Origin of the sequence: Chlorogloeopsis sp. ULAP01 (genome assembly GCF_030381805.1) — a bacterium.
Classification (GTDB): domain Bacteria; phylum Cyanobacteriota; class Cyanobacteriia; order Cyanobacteriales; family Nostocaceae; genus Chlorogloeopsis.
This window is the reverse complement of record NZ_JAUDRH010000009.1, coordinates 1-18071: the sequence shown is the minus strand read 5'-3', so window position 1 is coordinate 18071 and position 18071 is coordinate 1. Positions and strand designations below refer to the sequence as shown.

At 40.8% G+C, this 18071-nt stretch carries 17 protein-coding genes, 1 rRNA gene and 2 pseudogenes; 9 read left to right on the top strand and 11 right to left on the bottom strand.

Features of this window, described 5'->3' with window-relative positions; genetic code table 11:
• Positions 1-271: 271 nt before the first annotated feature.
• Positions 272-1762 (bottom strand): ArnT family glycosyltransferase, encoded by a 1491-nt coding sequence (locus QUB80_RS18560; RefSeq protein ID WP_289790995.1) that lies wholly within the window; start codon positions 1760-1762, stop codon positions 272-274.
• A gap of 931 nt (positions 1763-2693) precedes the next feature.
• On the opposite strand from QUB80_RS18560, the gene QUB80_RS18555 reads away from it, so the two are divergent.
• Complete coding sequence (locus QUB80_RS18555; RefSeq protein ID WP_289790994.1) at positions 2694-3530, top strand: YdcF family protein; 837 nt, start codon at positions 2694-2696, stop codon at positions 3528-3530.
• Positions 3531-3598: 68 nt separating this feature from the next.
• Here QUB80_RS18555 and QUB80_RS18550 read toward each other — a convergent pair whose 3' ends face one another.
• From QUB80_RS18550 to QUB80_RS18540, 3 genes are all read right to left on the bottom strand, one after another.
• Positions 3599-4219 (bottom strand): cytochrome c oxidase subunit 3, encoded by a 621-nt coding sequence (locus QUB80_RS18550; RefSeq protein WP_289790993.1) that lies wholly within the window; start codon positions 4217-4219, stop codon positions 3599-3601.
• 85 nt (positions 4220-4304) lie between these two features.
• A complete protein-coding gene (gene ctaD, locus QUB80_RS18545) occupies positions 4305-6050 on the bottom strand; it encodes a cytochrome c oxidase subunit I (protein ID WP_289791230.1) in 1746 nt (581 codons plus the stop codon).
• Between the two features lie 83 nt (positions 6051-6133).
• Positions 6134-7216 carry a cytochrome c oxidase subunit II gene (locus tag QUB80_RS18540; protein ID WP_289790992.1) on the bottom strand — a complete coding sequence of 361 codons (1083 nt, stop codon included), beginning with the start codon at positions 7214-7216 and terminating at the stop codon, positions 6134-6136.
• Between the two features lie 391 nt (positions 7217-7607).
• On the opposite strand from QUB80_RS18540, the gene QUB80_RS18535 reads away from it, so the two are divergent.
• The 4 genes from QUB80_RS18535 to QUB80_RS18520 all read left to right on the top strand — a co-directional run bounded on the left by QUB80_RS18535 (position 7608) and on the right by QUB80_RS18520 (position 11782).
• Positions 7608-8591, top strand: a complete 984-nt coding sequence (locus tag QUB80_RS18535) for a COX15/CtaA family protein (protein WP_289790991.1) — start codon at positions 7608-7610, stop codon at positions 8589-8591.
• A 96-nt stretch (positions 8592-8687) separates the two neighbouring features.
• Positions 8688-9641: a heme o synthase gene (locus tag QUB80_RS18530; RefSeq protein WP_289790990.1), complete on the top strand. Its 954-nt coding sequence runs from the start codon at positions 8688-8690 to the stop codon at positions 9639-9641.
• Between the two features lie 184 nt (positions 9642-9825).
• The gene (locus tag QUB80_RS18525; protein WP_289790989.1) at positions 9826-10506 is read left to right on the top strand and encodes a RibD family protein; all 681 of its coding nucleotides are present in this window, start codon (positions 9826-9828) and stop codon (positions 10504-10506) included.
• Between the two features lie 31 nt (positions 10507-10537).
• The gene (locus QUB80_RS18520; protein WP_289790988.1) at positions 10538-11782 is read left to right on the top strand and encodes a cytochrome P450; all 1245 of its coding nucleotides are present in this window, start codon (positions 10538-10540) and stop codon (positions 11780-11782) included.
• A gap of 259 nt (positions 11783-12041) precedes the next feature.
• Here QUB80_RS18520 and QUB80_RS18515 read toward each other — a convergent pair whose 3' ends face one another.
• The 6 genes and pseudogenes from QUB80_RS18515 to QUB80_RS18495 form a co-directional block, all read right to left on the bottom strand.
• Positions 12042-12182, bottom strand: coding sequence for a type II toxin-antitoxin system HicA family toxin (locus QUB80_RS18515; protein WP_289791229.1), 141 nt, complete (start codon positions 12180-12182; stop codon positions 12042-12044).
• Positions 12183-12230: 48 nt separating this feature from the next.
• Positions 12231-12434 carry a type II toxin-antitoxin system HicB family antitoxin gene (locus QUB80_RS18510; RefSeq protein WP_289790987.1) on the bottom strand — a complete coding sequence of 68 codons (204 nt, stop codon included), beginning with the start codon at positions 12432-12434 and terminating at the stop codon, positions 12231-12233.
• Between the two features lie 2 nt (positions 12435-12436).
• Positions 12437-12622 (bottom strand): annotated as a pseudogene (locus QUB80_RS18505) (2-oxoisovalerate dehydrogenase E1 subunit beta).
• 29 nt (positions 12623-12651) lie between these two features.
• Positions 12652-12933: pseudogene (locus tag QUB80_RS35060) on the bottom strand (GUN4 domain-containing protein); the annotation flags it as partial.
• 25 nt (positions 12934-12958) lie between these two features.
• On the bottom strand, positions 12959-13162 hold the full coding sequence (locus QUB80_RS18500) for a 4-Cys prefix domain-containing protein (RefSeq protein WP_336622328.1): 204 nt from the start codon (positions 13160-13162) through the stop codon (positions 12959-12961).
• A gap of 68 nt (positions 13163-13230) precedes the next feature.
• Positions 13231-14475 carry a tRNA nucleotidyltransferase/poly(A) polymerase-related protein gene (locus QUB80_RS18495; RefSeq protein WP_289790986.1) on the bottom strand — a complete coding sequence of 415 codons (1245 nt, stop codon included), beginning with the start codon at positions 14473-14475 and terminating at the stop codon, positions 13231-13233.
• An 85-nt stretch (positions 14476-14560) separates the two neighbouring features.
• On the opposite strand from QUB80_RS18495, the gene QUB80_RS18490 reads away from it, so the two are divergent.
• Positions 14561-14809 carry a Ycf34 family protein gene (locus QUB80_RS18490; protein ID WP_289790985.1) on the top strand — a complete coding sequence of 83 codons (249 nt, stop codon included), beginning with the start codon at positions 14561-14563 and terminating at the stop codon, positions 14807-14809.
• A gap of 155 nt (positions 14810-14964) precedes the next feature.
• A complete protein-coding gene (gene tsaB, locus QUB80_RS18485) occupies positions 14965-15618 on the top strand; it encodes a tRNA (adenosine(37)-N6)-threonylcarbamoyltransferase complex dimerization subunit type 1 TsaB (protein ID WP_289790984.1) in 654 nt (217 codons plus the stop codon).
• 21 nt (positions 15619-15639) lie between these two features.
• Here the strand turns inward: tsaB and QUB80_RS18480 are convergent, their stop codons facing one another.
• Positions 15640-16248, bottom strand: coding sequence for a hypothetical protein (locus QUB80_RS18480; RefSeq protein WP_289790983.1), 609 nt, complete (start codon positions 16246-16248; stop codon positions 15640-15642).
• A 298-nt stretch (positions 16249-16546) separates the two neighbouring features.
• Between QUB80_RS18480 and QUB80_RS18475 the strand changes: the two genes are divergently transcribed.
• Positions 16547-16978 carry a hypothetical protein gene (locus tag QUB80_RS18475; protein WP_289790982.1) on the top strand — a complete coding sequence of 144 codons (432 nt, stop codon included), beginning with the start codon at positions 16547-16549 and terminating at the stop codon, positions 16976-16978.
• Between the two features lie 1005 nt (positions 16979-17983).
• Positions 17984-18071: ribosomal RNA gene (locus QUB80_RS18470) — 16S ribosomal RNA — on the top strand; the annotation flags it as partial.

Here is an 18071-nt window from a genome sequence, read left to right as displayed (position 1 = left end):
ATTATAAAAATCGACCACAGATAAACACAGATAAATCATCCGTGTGCATCCGTGTTTATCTGTGGTCGTTATCACAATAAAATTGGATTTTACAATCAATCTATTATGAGAGTGCGACTGGGAGCATCCTAATTTTGACGCAATACCCTAGAAGGGTATCGCTACAAAGACAAAGCCCACCTGGGCTAAAATCTTTCAGCCCGCACAGGCGGGCTTGGTTTGTATAGCCTCACCCTTCTAGGGTACAGGGCTTTTTGCTATTAGCCATTAACTATTGACCCTTAGTTACTTTTTCCCATTCACTACCTGAAAATCTATAAATCGTAGTTACAATTCTGCCATGATTAGAAAAAGTTTTTACTGGTTGGTATCGTTCCTCCCAGTAGCTTTGCTCTTTGTCTAAAATTTTTTTGTTTCCACTTTGAGGATTTTTGATATATATTACGTATATTTCTCCAGTGGAATTGGAATCGTAAGGATATAATTCTAAATTTTTGAAGTTACCAGGAATATAATATCTCGTAATACTTTTCTTTTCATTAGTAATAAAGTATCCATTTCTTTTAGTACTTGCAAGATACGACTCTACCTTTTCCCAATGCCTGTAATAAGGGAAACCAAATAAGCTCTGCCTACTTTGCTTTTTGAAATTAAGAAATAAAAAGTTTTTATTTTCCCATGGATATTCTTGTTTATTCTCTATGAACAATAAATGAGAAAACAAGAAAGAAGATATATATATTGTACTTAAAATAAAAATACTAATATATTTTGACGGATTGAAAAATCGCTTTTTTAGAAAAGAGTGAAATTCTTCTAATCCAAAAGCCATGATAATACAAAAAGGTATCACGTATGTATAAATATGCGTACCAGGATTACCAACCAAAGTTTCTAATGATATTAGAGGAAATAAAAACCATATAACGACTGAAAAATTTTCTTTAATTCTGAAGATCCCTATTAAACCCAAAATAGCATATATATATATCAGGAATAATGGATTATAAGTCATGAACGTTTTTGTCGAACTAACAGACTGTTTGCTTATCCTCTCTGCCCAATATTCTTTTGTAGATTCTGAAATTGAAAGAAAGAAGGGAATATAAAATATAGATAACGATGCTAAGAAAATAGTTGTAGCATAAATTAAATGCTTAATTGTCTGTTTATTATTTCTACTGTTAACGTACCATCTATAAACTAGGTAAAAGACAAACGGAGCAATGAAAATGCCATCATAATGGGCAAGAATAGATAATCCCCATAACAGCATCCCCAAATATAATCCATAAATTTTCCAATCATTATACTTAGTAGATAAACTGAAAAGGTACAAGGCTAAAACTGAAAATAAAATTACAAATGATTGATATTGAACTATTCTTGCAAAAGCAACGAAGAGACCATTTAAAGATATAAATAAAGTTGAATAGAGAGCTATTTTTTGCCCAAATTCAATTTGGACAAATTTATAAAAGAAATAAATTGCGAATATACTTGCTACAGTAAAAGGTAACCTGAGTAAAAATTCATTATCATAATCAGGATTAATAAAACTCATAAGATAAGTAACTAAAAATTGAATAGGCCCTTTTCTTTGAGTTAGTAAAAAATCAAGCATACTTTGACCAACTTGTGGTCTATATAATGCTTTAATTTCATCTCCTTGATAATTTGAGTAGCCTATATTAATTAATCTTAACCAAAAAGTAGCAATAATTAAATAAAGCAAAGGGATTTTATTTATAATCTTTTTCATTGCAATTTGACTAAATTTGTTAGACGATTTTTGAAGTATATCCTTACTGGTCAAGTAAAAATAGTGAATGTCAATAGAAAACTTTCATAATATTACTTGTTCTCTAGAAACTTGCACCCTTTAGATACTCTACAAGAAGCCCTTAAGGCTTCAGCCAACAGTAATACCATTTCACAAAACTATGATACGGATGTAGGTTGGGTTGAGCGATGTAGACGCGCTTTGCGCGGCTTCGGTGCAGGGTAACCCAACACCTTAAAGTCTTGTAATTGTTAGATTTCACTCCCTACCCCTACGGGGAAGCAAGCTACAAACGCCACTTTGTTCAAGTCGGGAAACCCGCCCACACAAATGGCTCCCCAACCTACGCGTCTGCTTCATTCTTTTCGGGAATTGGTATAAGCAGGTTCTTCAATTCGCATTAGTCACGGCAATGTGTAGAACTTCAGAACATTGTCCACAATATAAAAAGAAGAGTTTGAAGAAAGTTAGACAGTGGCTATTCTAGAAAAGTTGCAATCAAGCAGACACTACAAGATGTGAATCTTGAAAAGCAAAATAACAGTCAGCTAATCATCGGTTACTAAATTACTGAGATCACAAAAAACCCCGGCTGTTAAACCGAGGTGAGTTAGAGGAATCCAAATGTCGTTCACGTAGTGTGTTTAGCACTTTGGGAGATACAGATCAGAACTTAAGATATTTAGTTTATTTTTTATTTTGATAATTATTAACTTATGTAAATAAATATAATATTTTTGTTACAAACAGTCAATAGAAGTTGACAAAGAAAGGTATATATACTTCATAAGTAATTCTTATAATCAGTGTATAGCAGTTAAATCAAGTATCCCAGTCAATCAATTGATAAAGCTGCCATAATATGTATGTTCGATATTACAAAAAATACAATTTTCTTAAATAAACTTAAATGCTTGATCCAAGTTTGTGCGAGCGTCCTGCTAGCCAGTGGTTGGCTTTAAAGTCAACGCTTCAACAGTGGCTGATGATACCGTCTCTAATTGTTTTAGTATGTGTAGCTTTAGTCTTCTTACCTTGGATTATTCCATTTTTGAGAGAGTTGCGGTGGCGACGCCTATTTACTAGGTTAGGAATCCTTTTGTGTGCGCTCTACTTAATTGTTACTTTCCCGCTCACAACAGCAGTAATTAAAAAAGGATTGTGGGCATTTGTTCCTAAAGATCCAGGTACAACAGAAGCAGACGCAATTGTTATTTTGGGACGTGGACCTAAATTCCGGCCTTCTCGTGTAGAAGTAGCAGCAGAACTTTGGAAATCTCAACGAGCACCTTTGATTTTTGCCAGTGGTGCCGGAGATGGGCAAGAAATAGTAGAGGAATTAAAAGCACAGGGTGTTCCTGATGATGCGTTAGCTGAAGAACACTGCTCTAGAACTACAAAAGAAAACGCAATTTTCGCCGCTTCCGTATTGAAACCACGAGGAGTAGAGCAGATTTTGCTTGTAACCGATCCTCCACATATGTTACGTTCTGTGCTGACTTTTCGTAATTTAGGATTTGAAGTTATTCCGCATTCAAGCCCTCTCCCAAATTATTTGCCAAGGAGGAAAAAAGCAGTACTTATGTTTTACGAGTCTATGGGTTTACTTAGCTATGGTTTACAAGGACGTCTTCTTCCCCGTGATTTGACTACTCAACACCAAGATTCGCCAGTAGCCAAATTAGAAAATTCTTCACAGTTGCAACCCCAAAATCTCAATCTGGTGGGTACAGAAGATAGAAGTTAGTTAATAGTTAATAAAAAAGCCCCCTGATGGGGGTTTTTTAATGAGAGTATTAAGTAATAAACAATACTCTAAAGAATATATAACAATCCGAAGAGGATAATCCAAATCACGTCTACAAAGTGCCAGTAAATTTCAGCAGCTTCTATTCCAAAGTGCTTTTCGCTACTGTAATGACCTGGTTTAAGCGATCGCCACAACACAGCCAGAATTGCTAAAACACCAATAGTGACGTGCAGTCCGTGGAAACCTGTCAAAACGAAAAATGCACTGGCAAACAAGTTTGTATTCAGACCGAATTCCAGGTGGTAGTATTCATACAACTGGCCCACCAAGAAAACGATCCCCATCACAGCAGTGATCCCAAACCATATTTGCATACCCCGCAAATTATTCTTTTTGATTGCGGCATCGGCATTGTGGATCACAAAACTACTAGCAATCAGATTGATGGTATTGACTCCGGGAAGCAGTAATTCTAGTTCAGGAGTTCCTTCTGGAGGCCAAGCAGGCAACGTAGAACGGAAAGCCAAATAGGCACCGAACAAACCCATAAAAATCATCCCTTCAGCAACTAGAAACATAATTAGTCCAAAGAGACGAAAATCTGGATGCTCCTCGTGATGAGCAGCTTCCATTGTGTGGTGGTAATTTAGTTCTGCTTTTGCTGGGTCAACTGTTTGACTTTGCATGAATCTTCTAAGGTAAAGGTGTGAAATCTGAATTTTCTGTGTGACGGAAGAAGGATAAATTTTACCCTTCTGCCTTCTGCCTTCACTAACGTTCGTCAGTTTCAGCAGCGATCGCCGGATAAGGTTCGTCTGGATTGGCACGTAAGACGGAGTTAGTACCAGCAGACAAAATTGGTTCGGCATCGGACAGGGGAACGCCTTCCCTTGCATTTTCTAAGCCGTAGTCATAAGGGCCTGTTGCTAGTACTGGTGGTTTATCGAAGTTTTCAAACGCTGGCGGTGAAGCAGTCATCCACTCCAGAGTTAGTGCATTCCAGGGATTATTACCCGCTTTTGGCCCGTACATCCAACTCCAAATCACATTAATAATGAAGGGGAATGTCGAAACTGCCAATATATAAGAACCATAAGTGCAGATTTCGTTGAGGAATGTGAACTGGGGATCGTACTGGGCGATGCGACGGTTCATACCCATCATGCCTAGCTTGTGCATCGGCAAGAAAGTCATATTTAAACCGATGATGGTGAAGGCGAAATGAACCTGTCCCCAAAATTCATTCAGCATTCGCCCTGTCATTTTCGGGAACCAGTGGTAAAAGGCTGCATAAATGCCCAATACACTACCACCAAACAGAACGTAATGCAGATGCGCCACAACAAAATAGGTGTCGTGAACGTGGATGTCAAACGGCACGGCTGCCAGCATCACACCACTGATCCCGCCAATCACGAAAGTGCCGACAAAGCCGATCGCAAACAGCAAAGCAGGGCGCTCCAGGTGAAGTTTGCCACCCCAGAGAGTTCCCAACCAACTGAAAATTTTAATCCCCGTGGGTACGGCAATGATCATTGTGGTGATCATAAAGAACATCCGCAACCAACCAGGGATACCACTGGTGAACATATGGTGCGCCCAGACAATCAAGCCCAAAAAGCTAATTGCCAAAGAAGAGTAGGCGATCGCTTTATAACCAAAAATTGGTTTGCGAGAATGAACGGGGATCACCTCAGAAATTACCCCAAAGAAGGGCAAAATCATGATGTAAACTGCCGGGTGGGAATAGAACCAGAACATATGCTGGTAAACTACGGGATCGCCACCACCAGTGGGATTAAAAAATGTTGTGCCTGCGAGTAAATCAAAGGCAAGCAAGATTAATCCTGCCGCAAGTACAGGTGTAGATAAAAGAACCAACGCTGAGGTTGCAAAAGCTGCCCAGCAAAACAAAGGCAATTGATGGAACCCTATGCCAGGAGCACGCATTTTTAGAAGGGTGACGATGAAATTAATTGCCCCCAGAATAGATGATGTACCCAAAAGCAGGACACTCATAATCCAAATTCCCTCACCCACCTGACCGGTGACCAAGCTCAGGGGAGGGTAAGAAGTCCAACCTGCGTCTGGTGCATCGCCTACAACTAAGCTAGCGATTAACATTAAACCTGCTGGGGGAATAATCCAAAAAGCTAAGGCATTCAAGCGAGGGAACGCCATATCCTTTGCCCCAATCATCAGGGGAAGCACGTAGTTAGTGAAACCCGCACCTGCTGGCACTATCCACAAGAAAATCATAATTGTGGCGTGCAACGTAAATAAGCTGTTGTAGACTTCGGGGGTAACAAAATCGACTTCTGGGGTTCGCAGTTCTGTGCGAACCAAATCAGCCATCACGCCACCAATACAGTAGAAAATGAACGTGGATACTAGGTATTGAATACCGATAACTTTATGATCGGTGTTAAAGGTAAAGTATTCCCACCACTTCCTTATTCCTGGTTCCTCAATTTCGGCAGGAATATTGGCTTTTTCTTGTACCTGTGCTTGTGTCATAAAATCTATTGTCATTTGTCCTTTGTCATTTGTCCTTTGTCATTTGTCTCGTGTCCTAATGACTAATGACCAATGACTAATGACTAATTGTGAATTTGATGTAGTATTTCTGGCTGAATTCCCATGTTGTGAGTATGGGGTGCAAGAAAATCAGCTGGGGATAATTCCGCAGGATTTACAGCTATTGCTTGATTGAGCGTTTCGTTGCTTGCAACTTGCTGCTCTTTCATCCACGCTGCAAATGTTTCTGGCTTTTCCACAACAACTTGCGATCTCATTGCACCGTGGTAGGGGCCACAAAGTTCTGCACAGATGAGCGCATACGTACCCTCTTTGCTGGGAGTGAAGCGAATTTCGCTTTGCCGTCCGGGGATCGCATCTTGCTTCAGGCGAAACTCTGGTACCCAGAAAGCGTGAATCACATCATTAGCTGTCATATTAATTTGCACCTCACGTCCGACAGGAACGTGCAGTTCACCAGAAGTGACACTGGTTTCTGGATAAGTGAAAATCCAGGCGTACTGCAAACCTGTAACGTTAACTGTAAGCGCGGGTGGTTTGCCTTCTTTGTCAGGAGTAGGGCCAATTGTCGGAGCAACACTTCCTACTCCAGGAGCATTCTGTTTTTGAGGAATTTGATCAGCATTGCGGACTGCTGCTGTAGCTGGATCTTGCATTGCCTCATCGGATTTTTCCTGATTGAGGTTGGGTTTTGTACTCGCTGGTGTATCAGTTAAAGTTGCCGCGATTGCCGCCCCTGGCATTTTCATCGCTTGCGGTGTCATCGGGGCTTCGTGGACAGCATGGGGATTGAAACCACCCATTTCATTGTAAACATCGAAGCTGTAAACAGAAATACCGATAACAATAATAGCCGGGATCGCCGTCCAGAGAATTTCGAGTGGTACGTTGCCATGAACTGGCAGACCATCTTTGTCGTCACCTGCACGTCGGCGATACTTGATTATAGTGTATATTAAAACACCTTCAACTACAAGAAAAATACCTACAGATACGGTCATCATTGTATTGAATAGGCCGTCTACCAAGGAAGCTTCATCAGAGGCTGCTTTTGGTAGAAGGTCATGATTTTGACCGTACCAAAGACTGACGAGTGTCAGTAGGATGCCAATGAGTAATGTCCAGATGGAACTTGGAATTTTCACGGTTGATAGAGTTAATGACTTTACTACGTTGGACAGAACTGCTCACTTACTACGGTAGTCTAGGCTGCCAGACATTGAGTAGCAGAAGGTGAAATCATTATTAATTTTTAAGCTGATGTTTCTATCCTCAAGAGAACGTATTGATTGGATATGCCACAAGATGGATGTCAATCAGGGAATTTTCTCCGGAAGCAAGAAGACTTGGCAGCAATCGATTACTGACAATTGAAAAAATCCCCAAAGCTTCAAGCTGAAACTAGCAAGGGTGGTTCAAAGTATAAATGAGAGCCGATCTCTAGTCCAGATTTATATAAGCTAGGGTGGAGAAGGATCTACATTGATTACCCTTGAAGTTTATTAGCTCACGAAAAGTAGGCAAAAGGTATCTTTCATGAGCGAGATAGTCCTAGAACAACAAAATTTAACGGCAGTTGAACAGCAAAAACCAAAGGATCGAATTCGTCGTTTGGTATGGAAAATGTGTGTGGCCACTCTGATTTTAATGGCTATTGGCAGTGCCACCCGCGTGATGAATGCAGGACTGGCTTGCCCAGACTGGCCTTTGTGCTACGGTGAACTAGTGCCAACCAAACAAATGAATTTCCAAGTTTTCTTGGAGTGGTTTCATAGATTGGATGCGGCACTAATTGGTGTGAGCGCGATCGCACTTGTTGGTATTTGTTGGTTGTGCCGTCGCTCCTTACCCCATTGGCTACCTTGGGCATCCACATTTGCCCTGTTTTTAATTGTCTTCCAAGGCATATTGGGCGGACTTACAGTAACTCAACTATTACGATTTGATATCGTCACTGCTCACTTGGGAACGGCATTATTGTTTTTTTCGACTTTAATGGTGATCGGTACCGCACTTACCCCATACCAAGGTACTGGAACTGTTGGTAAATTACCTTGGGTGGGTTTGACAGCTACCCTCTTGGTATACGTGCAAAGTCTACTCGGTGCCTTAGTCGGATCTCGCTGGGCATTACATCAATGCTTTGCGGGTTACCAACTTTGTGATGTTATGTACACCCATATTTTTGGCTTGATCCCGCCAACAGCAGCAACATTAGCTGTTGTCGTTCTGGCTTGGCGTACACCAGCATTACATCCAGCTTTGCGAAAACTGGCAAACATGGCTGGAGGATTGCTGATACTCCAAATTTTGATCGGATTTGCTAGTTTTCGGTTACATCTCCAAGTTGAGCCACTGACAGTCTCCCATCAAGCTTTAGGAGCGGCTTTGTTAGGTACTTTAGTAGTTTTTACAGTTCTCTCGCTGCGTGACTGGGCTATGAATCGGGAACTCAACACTTACACGATTACCGATACAGCCACTGCGATCGCTAAACCTGTGCTTGAAGCAAAACCCTAAATTGTGTGAGTCTAGTTTCAGATTGAGACTCAAAAGAACTAACAAAACCAAAGCAGCAGCCTATAAGTTGTTAACACAAAAGGAAATATTGCCAAAATGATTGAGACTAATGTCTCGAAGCAGCATGAAACATTTCTGCAAGTTCTTCAAAGCTACTACCAGTTAACTAAACCCAGGATTATTCCATTACTGTTGATTACTACAGCTGGAAGTATGTGGATTGCAGCTAAAGGACAAGTAGATCCAATGCTTCTACTAGTAACTCTAGCTGGTGGCACTCTAGCTGCTGCTAGCGCTCAAGTTATTAACTGTATCTACGACAGAGATATTGATTATGAGATGGAGCGCACGCGCCACCGTCCCATCCCTTCAGGTAGGATACTCTCACGCGATGCTCTCCTTTTTGCGATCGCTCTAGCTGTCATCTCCTTTACCCTACTTACTATATTTGCCAACTTGCTAGCAGCTCTGCTCTCAATGTCTGGTGTTGTTTTTTACGTTTTAGTTTATACACATTTGCTGAAGCGCCACAGTACCCAAAATATTGTGATTGGAGGTGCCGCCGGAGCAATACCAACACTAGTTGGCTGGGCAGCAGTTACAGGTACTTTAAGCTGGACAGCATGGTTGTTATTTGCAATTGTGTTCTTGTGGACACCACCTCACTTCTGGGCATTAGCATTGATGATTAGGGACGATTACGCAAAAGTAGGAATACCTATGCTACCAGTAGTAGCGGGCAATCAAGCAACTGTGCAGCAAATTTGGTATTACACCTTGGTAACCGTAGCAGCAACACTGCTACTGGTTTATCCCTTGCACCAAACTGGAATTGTCTATGCAGCGATCGCCCTATATTTGGGGGGATTATTTATTTACAAAGCTTGGCAACTGTTGCAAAATCCAGAAGAACGCAATTTAGCTAGAGGATTATTTCTCTATTCAATCTCTTACATGATGCTGTTATGTCTGGGTATGGTAGTTGATAGTCTTCCCCTGACGCATCGTGCAATTAGTTTTGTAGTAAGTCAGTTACATTTTCTCAGCTAAAATTTAGTTGAAAATTTAAGCTAATAGAAACCGGGTTTGAAAAAAGCCCGGTTTTTAGTTGGAGCAATCGCAAACCAAAGGTTGCTGTATTTAATTACTTCAGTGATATTACTTCCAAAGAAAGTTGTTCATTATGCAGTAAATACAATAAATTGAGACTCGATTAAAGCGTCAGAAAGTAACCATGACAGCCATTCAAACAACTGTGGTTCTTGCAATGACAGCGGATGGGAAAATCAGTGCTGTAGATCCTAGAGCGCCCCGTGATTCAGATCAAGCTGATAAAGTACACCTAGAGTATCAAGTCTCGCTTGCAGATCTTATCCTAGTAGGAGCTGGAACGATTCGGTCAGAGGAAAAAACCTTTACAATTAACAATCCTGAATTGTTGGTAGCGCGTCAAATTCGGGGACAGCCTCCCCAGCCCATTACCTGTGTTGTCTCACGCTCACTAGAACTATCTCCGGCTCTGCCTTTTTTCCAGCAGGATGTTGAGCGATGGATATTTACGACTCGAACAGGTTTGGAGCGCAGTTCCCAGACAACGGCTCTGCATAAAGTGGCTAATTTAATTGAACTGGGCGATACAGACTTAGACTGGGATCGCGGCTACACCATCATGGCAGAACGTGATATCCGCAAGGTTGTTGCTTTGGGAGGAGGCTCTTTGACAGCTTCTTTGGTACAAGCAGGGCGAATCGATGACTGGTGGTTAACCATTTGGCCTGTCATTTATGGAGGGCAAGGTGCGCCGACTCCAGTAGAGGGAGAGGGTTTTGTTCCCTGTACAGCCCCTCATCTCCAACTAATTGAGACTCGTCAGGTCGGAAGTGAGTTGTTTTTGCACTATCGTACTGTCAAGTGATTATGTTTTTAGGGTTTTTATGGAGAAGGATGTGAAACAGCTTTTAGACTACAACTTTTTTGACCCCGAACTCCTTGAGTACCCTTATGAATTTTACAAGCTGGCGCGAGAGCAAGCACCAGTTATGGAGCTACCTAGTCCCATAACTAACGCCAAACTCTTCCTAGTTACCCGCTATAATTTAGTGGTCGAAATTCTTAAAGATACGACAGTGTTCTCCAGCAATTTCTCTACTCTACTGGCTGGCAAACAGGAACAGGATGAACAATTGCAGCAAATTTATGCCCAAGGCTGGCCCCAGATGAACACTCTGCTGACAGCAGATCCGCCAGAACACGAGCGATTCCGAGCATTGGTGAATAAGGCATTTACCCCTTCCCGTGTCAACAAAATGCACAACTCGATTCAGCAAATCGCTGATGAACTAATTGATAGTTTCATCGATAATAACAAGTGCGAATTCGTCAGCGAGTTTGCCGTACCCCTACCCGTGAAAGTGATTGCCGATCAGTTAGGTGTGCCGCGAGCAGATCTGCCCAAGTTCAAGCGATGGTCTGATGCTTTCATTGCTCGCCTCGGTCGCATGATCTCTAAAGAGCAGGAGATAGAGTGTGCCAAGGATGTCGTTGCCTTCCAGCATTATTTCCACGATGTAATTGAGTCACGTCGGTTAGAACCCAAGGATGATTTGATTACCGACCTAGTAAAGTCAGAGGTGGCAGGGACGCGATCGCTCGATATCGCCGAACTGCTCAGTATAATTCAGCAACTACTGGTAGCAGGCAATGAGACTATCACGAATGCGATCGCGGGTGGTATGCTGCTGCTTGCCCAAAATCCTGAGCAAATGGCTTTGGTGCAAACAGATCTTTCCAAGCTTGAGAATTTTGTCGAAGAAGTTCTGCGTATGGAAACTCCTACAGCGGGGATGTGGCGAGTTGTCAAGCAAGATACAAAACTAGCAGACGTTGAACTCCCAGCCGGATCGTTAGTGATGATCCGCTTTGATGCTGCCAACCGCGATCCGGCAAAATTTGAGGAGGGCGAGCGTTTCGACGTGTGCCGCCAGAATTCAGGTAATCATCTAGCCTTTGGGCATGGCATCCATTTTTGCTTAGGCGCTATGTTGGCTCGTAAGGAAATGCAGATTGCTTTTGAGCGTTTGTTGCTACGCCTCAAGAACATTCGCCTGGCGCAAGGAGATTATAAACGTTTTCCAAACATACTCTTAAGGGGACTTGAGCACCTCTACATTGAGTTTGACAAACTAGCATGAGTAACTATCTCAAAATACCTAGAGTTTCTCTCCTGATAAGAGTTGCTCAAACAAGCAGTAGGCTTCATAATTGCCGATCTGGTTAGCGTATATTTAGTTACCATTGTCAAAGCGATCGCATAAAACAGAATTTACGTCTACTATCTGTTTTAAAGACCAGGTAATAATATCTTTGTCTTCATTTTGATAACTTGTGAAAAGCCCAGCTTTTTAATGAACTATATCAACTTCTCCATTCCGACTCAGGAATTTGTGCTCCTTAAAAGATACTGCGTAATGTACCTATAGGTAAAGTACGCCCTCTGTGTTCTGGAACAATCACTTGCAAACCAATATTTTCATTTCTCGATTTACGGTGACTACCTTTTTGAGAAATAAGTTGAAATCCATATTGTCTCAAAGATAGATTCAACTTCTCTAGCTGTCACCCGACGAATACGCTCGCTCATCAAACGTTAATCTCCCGTGCAATCGCACCAGGAGCTAACTCAATCTCTTCCTGCTGTAAGTACAATTGAATAGCTTCTTTAATATTTTCTAAGGCTTCTTCTTCTGTTTCTCCCACTGAAGTACAACCAGGAGGTAATTCTGGACACCATACAGCCCACTCGCCTGTTTCTGGATCTTCTTCAAGAATCACACGCCATTTCATAACTAATTATTTTTGATTATGATTTTGGGATAGATTTGTTCATTAGAAAAATGACAATGAACCGCATCACGAACCATTTCTCGTAAGCTTTCTAAATAGTCAGCTTGAGTAAAAATTGATTCACCTCATGCCCTAGCAGTGTAACCACCATCTGGTTTGTCTTCAACTAAAAACACAATTTCAGTCATAAGTTAATTCCTTTTGCAAATACCAAATTTTATAACTCGTGCGTAAAACCCCATCCCCTTGTGGGTGGGACAGTTGACAATCCACAAGCCTCAATTCGAGAAAAGAGAAAACAAGCCCAGTTCATGCCAACAATTTTTATCATATCAATACATGGAAGATGACCAATAGGAGCATTTTTAGAGAAATTAAGGTCATCGAACCAAACTAGGTTAAACATCTTATTACGCATCCATCCTACCTGAGTTCCAAAACGAGACCAAATTTTATAATCTGTATTTTTACTTCCCCCAAGACTTTTCCAAATCAGCTGCTGTTCCCTGAACTTGCGGCATAAATTACTTAATCACGCAAGGTTCATCCATTTTATCTGTATCCCTAGCTTCATAAGTTCTGCTAAATCCACCCTCACCCAAAAATCGAATTACACGAAAGCGGTTTCTGAATAAAGGTGTGAGTGTTTGCATTCCACAGCTAATGCAAAACTTATGACTGTCAGAATTAAAGGGATTAAAACAACTAGGATTGGAACAGTACAACATTTCAGGAAAAGTCTCAACAGATTATGCCTCTGTGTTAAGTTTTCCCATTTTTCTACCTGTATTTCAGATTAACTATTGACTATCTGTGCAGCAAATTCTATTGCCTCTGCTGCTGTGGAAACCTTACCTTCAATTTGTGCGATCGCTATTTCTGTTAGCAATTTTCCTACAAGTGGTGAAGCCGGAATTTGTAATGCTGACATCAATTCTTTTCCACTTACTAAAGGTACAGGATGAGCAACCAAATCATCAGGATTAAGGTAGCGATTAATTAAAGGTGCGACCGCTTCTATAGAAATACCATGTGCTACTGCTAAAACTGCTGTGGTTGGAAATACAAATCCAGCTTCTTGAAACAAGAAATACTGTTCTCGTAAAGACATTGAAGATGCATTGAGCTGCACAAAAAGTTTCAAAGCTGTAATGACAGCTTTAATTTCCGCACGACTGTAACTAAGTTCCTGTAACTCAATTTCTGCTAATTCTGGATTTTGGTTAACTAAACAAGCTAACTTGGCAATACCCAACCAAGTTGTTTTAACGGTATCGCGAACAAATTTTTGCAATTCTTCCCCTAATTGTGGCCAAATTTGTGTGAGGCGATCGCTTGCATTATCAACTGCTGTAAGTTGACGAAAACTTTCTAGCGTGGCGTCTTTAAAAAAATGGGCAAGTAAACCATCTTTACCTGCATCAATTAGCCAAGGAGTACCATAAGAACTTGCCAGCATATACCCCAATTCTACCCGTACTCGTTCTGGGGCAACTTTAACTAGATATGGTGTTAAAGCGCGAATTGCTGCTTGAGTGCTTTCTTCAATCCTAAAATTAAGTTGGGAGGCTTGGCGATATGCCCGTAGTAGCCGCAGGGGATCATCTTCCAAATTAGCGGGTGACACCATCCTCAAAAGATGATTTTCTATATCTGCACAACCCTTCAAGGGATCAATTATTTCTTGGGTGTGCGGATTGTAGGCGATCGCATTTACTGTAAAGTCTCGTCTATGTAAGTCAGCTTCTAAAGAATTTCCTTCCTGTAAAGCAAAATCAGCAGTTGCACCAGGAAATACTACACGGGCGATTTGTCTTTCTGAATCTAGTAAAACAAAACCAGCTTTGTAATGCCTCGCTATTTGACGAGCCACTTCTACAGCATTAGATGATAAAACAAAATCTAAATCTAAATATTCACGAGTTCTGTTCAGAATAGCATCTCTTACAGCACCACCTACCATGTAAGCAGGTTTTGGCAATAATTCTAGGCTAAAGGGCCAAGTTTCGGGGGCTAAGGTAGAAGTAACTGAAGGATGCATCGTAATAAAAATAAACCCAAGGGCTAATCAATAACAGTTTCGCTTAAGCTACATTAACAATAAAGGCTCAGGAGTTGGTTCTATTATGTGTGTTTGTGTAAATTGCCACTATGTAGATCGCTGCATCACCTACCATGCGGTAGAAACGCAGCACCAACAGCCCCATTTGACTGAAAATCCAGATTTCGAGCCAAATGAACCATCCATTAATGTCAACATCCGTCCCAAAGACGATGTGATTGAAATGGAGTGGGATGTTGTGGGTTGTCTCAGCTTTAAGAAAGAAATGGGTAAATGGTCGAAATTGCGTCCTGGTGAATTAGTGCCAACTTGAGAAGTAATGGTAAGTGATTTTAATGCGACTACTGTCGAGCAGTGTGGTAGTCGTATAAACTTTTGTATGTGCGCAGCCATTCAAAATTATATGCCTGAAGCCCTATTGCCAATTTAAAATGAGCAATGGCAACCTGATTAATATTTGTATAAGCTTTGTCTACTGAATTAGAACATTTAGACTCCACAAAATACGGTTTAGCGCTCCATACTACTACTCCTGAATTAGGTTTGGCGATTAGTAACTTTGCTGGAGATACGCGTTATGGTGTTTGGAATTTGGAACGTGAGTTATCCAACCAGCTACATCTATATTTAACGGAATTTATAAAACCCCAAATTTGGGCAGATTTAGCATTCATTGGCGTAGCTAAAGGGCCTGGTGGTTTTACTGGAACTCGTATTGGCGTTGTTACTGCCAGAACACTGGGGCAACAATTGGGTATTCCTGTATTTGCTATCTCCACCTTGGCAGCACTAGCATGGCAGAATGCAGAATATGCAGAAGATTATGTTATCGCGGTGCAAATGCCAGCGCAACGTGGTCAAGTTTTTGCCGCTATTTATCGACCGTTACCTGATGCCTCTAGACTTGACGTCTTATTACCAGACACTGTGTTTTCACCAGAAGTTTGGCAGGAAAAGTTAGCTAGCTGGAATACCAATTATCAGCTAATTGAAGCAAAATCTGAATTAGCAACCACAGTGACTAGTATTTTGCAATTAGCATATTTAGATTGGCACAAAGGAAATCGTCCCCATTGGTCAGAAGCACTGCCATACTATGGACAGCATCCAGTGGATATGTAATGCAAATGGGTATATTCTCCTCTACAGCTGTATCAATCGCCAATTATAGCGATTCCATTCGTACATACCTTGAATCTCATACTCAGCTCCATTATTAAAGCGAACAATGCAATTAGTAGAGGAGTAATCACTATGTCTAACTTCATCAATCTTAATGATTATGCAGGAAAACCATTCGCGACGACAAGGACCTTCATCTTGTACCCATTCCCACAGTGCATTGCAAACTTCAATGCGATCGCCTACCTTTAGCCTCAATTTGTCTTGAGAAGAAAACTTATGAAAATGATGTGCTTCTAACCGATTCAGCCACTGCAAACCGTAGCGATCACGGATAAACTGCACTTCTCCAGAATCATTGTTGTGTAACCAATCGTTCAGTAACTGGGCTTTCCAGGAGAGATTTTGCTCTTCTTGTGCATTGACAAAACGTAAAAATGCTTGTTGCTCTTCTGAGGTAAGTTCATCTAAAGGATTAACATTATCAAATGAGCCAGGGTTTAAGTTGACCTTAATTTGCCCAACTACTTGCAGTAATATCTGCTTTTGTATCTCAGTGAGAGGGCAGCTGGCTGTTTCACAACGATTAAACGCTGTTTGTAAGGCTGCTTCAATCTCATCTGGTGTCATAAGTTAATAGCAATTTAAGGGCTATTTCTCTAATTATTACAAAATTTGTAGAGACTGAAAATTGAGCCTTTATACAATATCTCTGGGAAATCAGATATATCAAAGATTGCAATATAAAATTAAGGTTACTATAAGTCTTTATCCCTAAACTTTTAGTTATAAAAGTAACTTTAACATAAGTGAAATTATTTATCTATAAAGAGGCTATCAATAGTTCTCAAAATCCTATTGAGATACTCAAAATAGTATAAGCTGAGTTTTAAGTTGCCTATTGTTTGATTTATTTAAGGTGCCTTTTATGCTGTTGCGCGCACTTAGAGTTATTTTCTTGTCCTACGTACTCGGAGTATTATCGTGGGTGTTTATCCCCTCTGCTGTAGCATTGACACAAATTAAACTATTCGATATTTCTTATAATGAGTGTCCAAAAGAACTGGCTAAAGGAGCAGTCACTAGTGGCACTACGATGGCAGCTAACTGTTTTCTTGTCACTGGTAAAGCGGAAAATTCGACCAACAAAATAGTCTATGATGCAGATATATTTGGACGCATCTATGATGCTAATAATGACTCAGTAATGCAAAATCGCACGCGTCTAGGTTCAATAGCAGAAGTCCCACCAGGCATTAGCAATTTTGAATTAAGAATTTCTGTGCCAGCCAATCAACCCACCCCTTTAAAGCTAAAGCAGTTTAAAGCAGCCGGGTTTAGCGCCCAAGTTCGTAAGTAATACTAATTTGCCTAAGAATATAATTCTCAAAACTACCCAGGTTGGCTTCATATTTCTGAACCCAACCTTGTATCTTTAGAGAAGTAGTAGACTGTCCCAACCTTGGTAATTAGCCTTAATCTTAGTGACATTGACACGAAAAGACCAAAATTAGCGCATTGGCTCCCTTTAAATAAAAGGAAGAAACGATTTTGATGGCTTGAGCTTGTGTCTCTCTATAACCCTTATGAAGACGATCCGACTTGAGGATCGTCTAAAAATGACTAGCAGTCTGTCGCAAAAGTTTTGATAGGTTTGTGGTAAGCACAAAGAGTGCTCTCGCAGTTTAGGACTAAAATCTTTAACTACGAACTCATATAACCATCATAAATTAATGCGATGAACCACTAGTTTCGGTTTTTTCAGAATATGCGTGCGATCGCAATTTCATTCATCAGATTTGTGTACGGTTTGCTTGATGTTTTTAAAGATATTCCTGTTTGTGCATATATTATTCAAGTCGCTTACCACTTTATAAACTCATCCTTATTCCCTCCAATAAGTCTAGGATGATGAACTTTAGCATTAAATGAAAAAGCTTTTAAATGTGGATGTTCACACCTCGTTGTACTAGAAAAGGTAGTGCGCTAGCGCTAAAAGCAAGCCAAAAGAGCAGGCAAAATGGCGCAAGGATATAAAAAAGGTCTGCTATATTAAAAAAGCGTTAAAAGCAACGACGCGACCGAACCATAGAAAAAACCAACTAGAAGCAACCAGGTAGTAAGTCAACAAAAAAGGGAAGAAAAAAGTTTCATCAACCCCTTGACAAAGCAAAGATGGTTAGTTAATCTAGATAAAGTGTCAAGCAAAAGCAAGACACCCGAACCGAGAAAAATCAATAGTTTGGAAGCCAAAAGCAAACCAATCCTCGTCAAAGAAATGAAGTTTTGAGTCAGGGACTCAAGACAGATAAGAAAAATAAAAGAGGATTCTAGAATAGAATCTTTGAGAGCCTAAAGACTCAACAAAACGGAGAGTTTGATCCTGGCTCAGGATGAACGCTGGCGGTATGCTTAACACATGCAAGTCGAACGGTCTTTTTCGGAAGATAGTG

Bases quoted from the DNA above. Each gene is read 5' to 3' on its own strand.
- QUB80_RS18530 (WP_289790990.1), top strand. From the start codon at position 8,688: ATGATTGAGACTAATGTCTCGAAGCAGCATGAAACATTTCTGCAAGTT.
- ctaD (WP_289791230.1), bottom strand. From the start codon at position 6,050: ATGACACAAGCACAGGTACAAGAAAAAGCCAATATTCCTGCCGAAATT.
- QUB80_RS18495 (WP_289790986.1), bottom strand. From the start codon at position 14,475: ATGCATCCTTCAGTTACTTCTACCTTAGCCCCCGAAACTTGGCCCTTT.
- QUB80_RS18525 (WP_289790989.1), top strand. From the start codon at position 9,826: ATGACAGCCATTCAAACAACTGTGGTTCTTGCAATGACAGCGGATGGG.
- QUB80_RS18535 (WP_289790991.1), top strand. From the start codon at position 7,608: ATGAGCGAGATAGTCCTAGAACAACAAAATTTAACGGCAGTTGAACAG.
- QUB80_RS18510 (WP_289790987.1), bottom strand. From the start codon at position 12,434: ATGAAATGGCGTGTGATTCTTGAAGAAGATCCAGAAACAGGCGAGTGG.
- QUB80_RS18560 (WP_289790995.1), bottom strand. From the start codon at position 1,762: ATGAAAAAGATTATAAATAAAATCCCTTTGCTTTATTTAATTATTGCT.
- QUB80_RS18500 (WP_336622328.1), bottom strand. From the start codon at position 13,162: ATGTTGTACTGTTCCAATCCTAGTTGTTTTAATCCCTTTAATTCTGAC.
- QUB80_RS18555 (WP_289790994.1), top strand. From the start codon at position 2,694: ATGCTTGATCCAAGTTTGTGCGAGCGTCCTGCTAGCCAGTGGTTGGCT.
- QUB80_RS18490 (WP_289790985.1), top strand. From the start codon at position 14,561: ATGTGTGTTTGTGTAAATTGCCACTATGTAGATCGCTGCATCACCTAC.
- QUB80_RS18550 (WP_289790993.1), bottom strand. From the start codon at position 4,219: ATGCAAAGTCAAACAGTTGACCCAGCAAAAGCAGAACTAAATTACCAC.
- QUB80_RS18475 (WP_289790982.1), top strand. From the start codon at position 16,547: ATGCTGTTGCGCGCACTTAGAGTTATTTTCTTGTCCTACGTACTCGGA.
- QUB80_RS18480 (WP_289790983.1), bottom strand. From the start codon at position 16,248: ATGACACCAGATGAGATTGAAGCAGCCTTACAAACAGCGTTTAATCGT.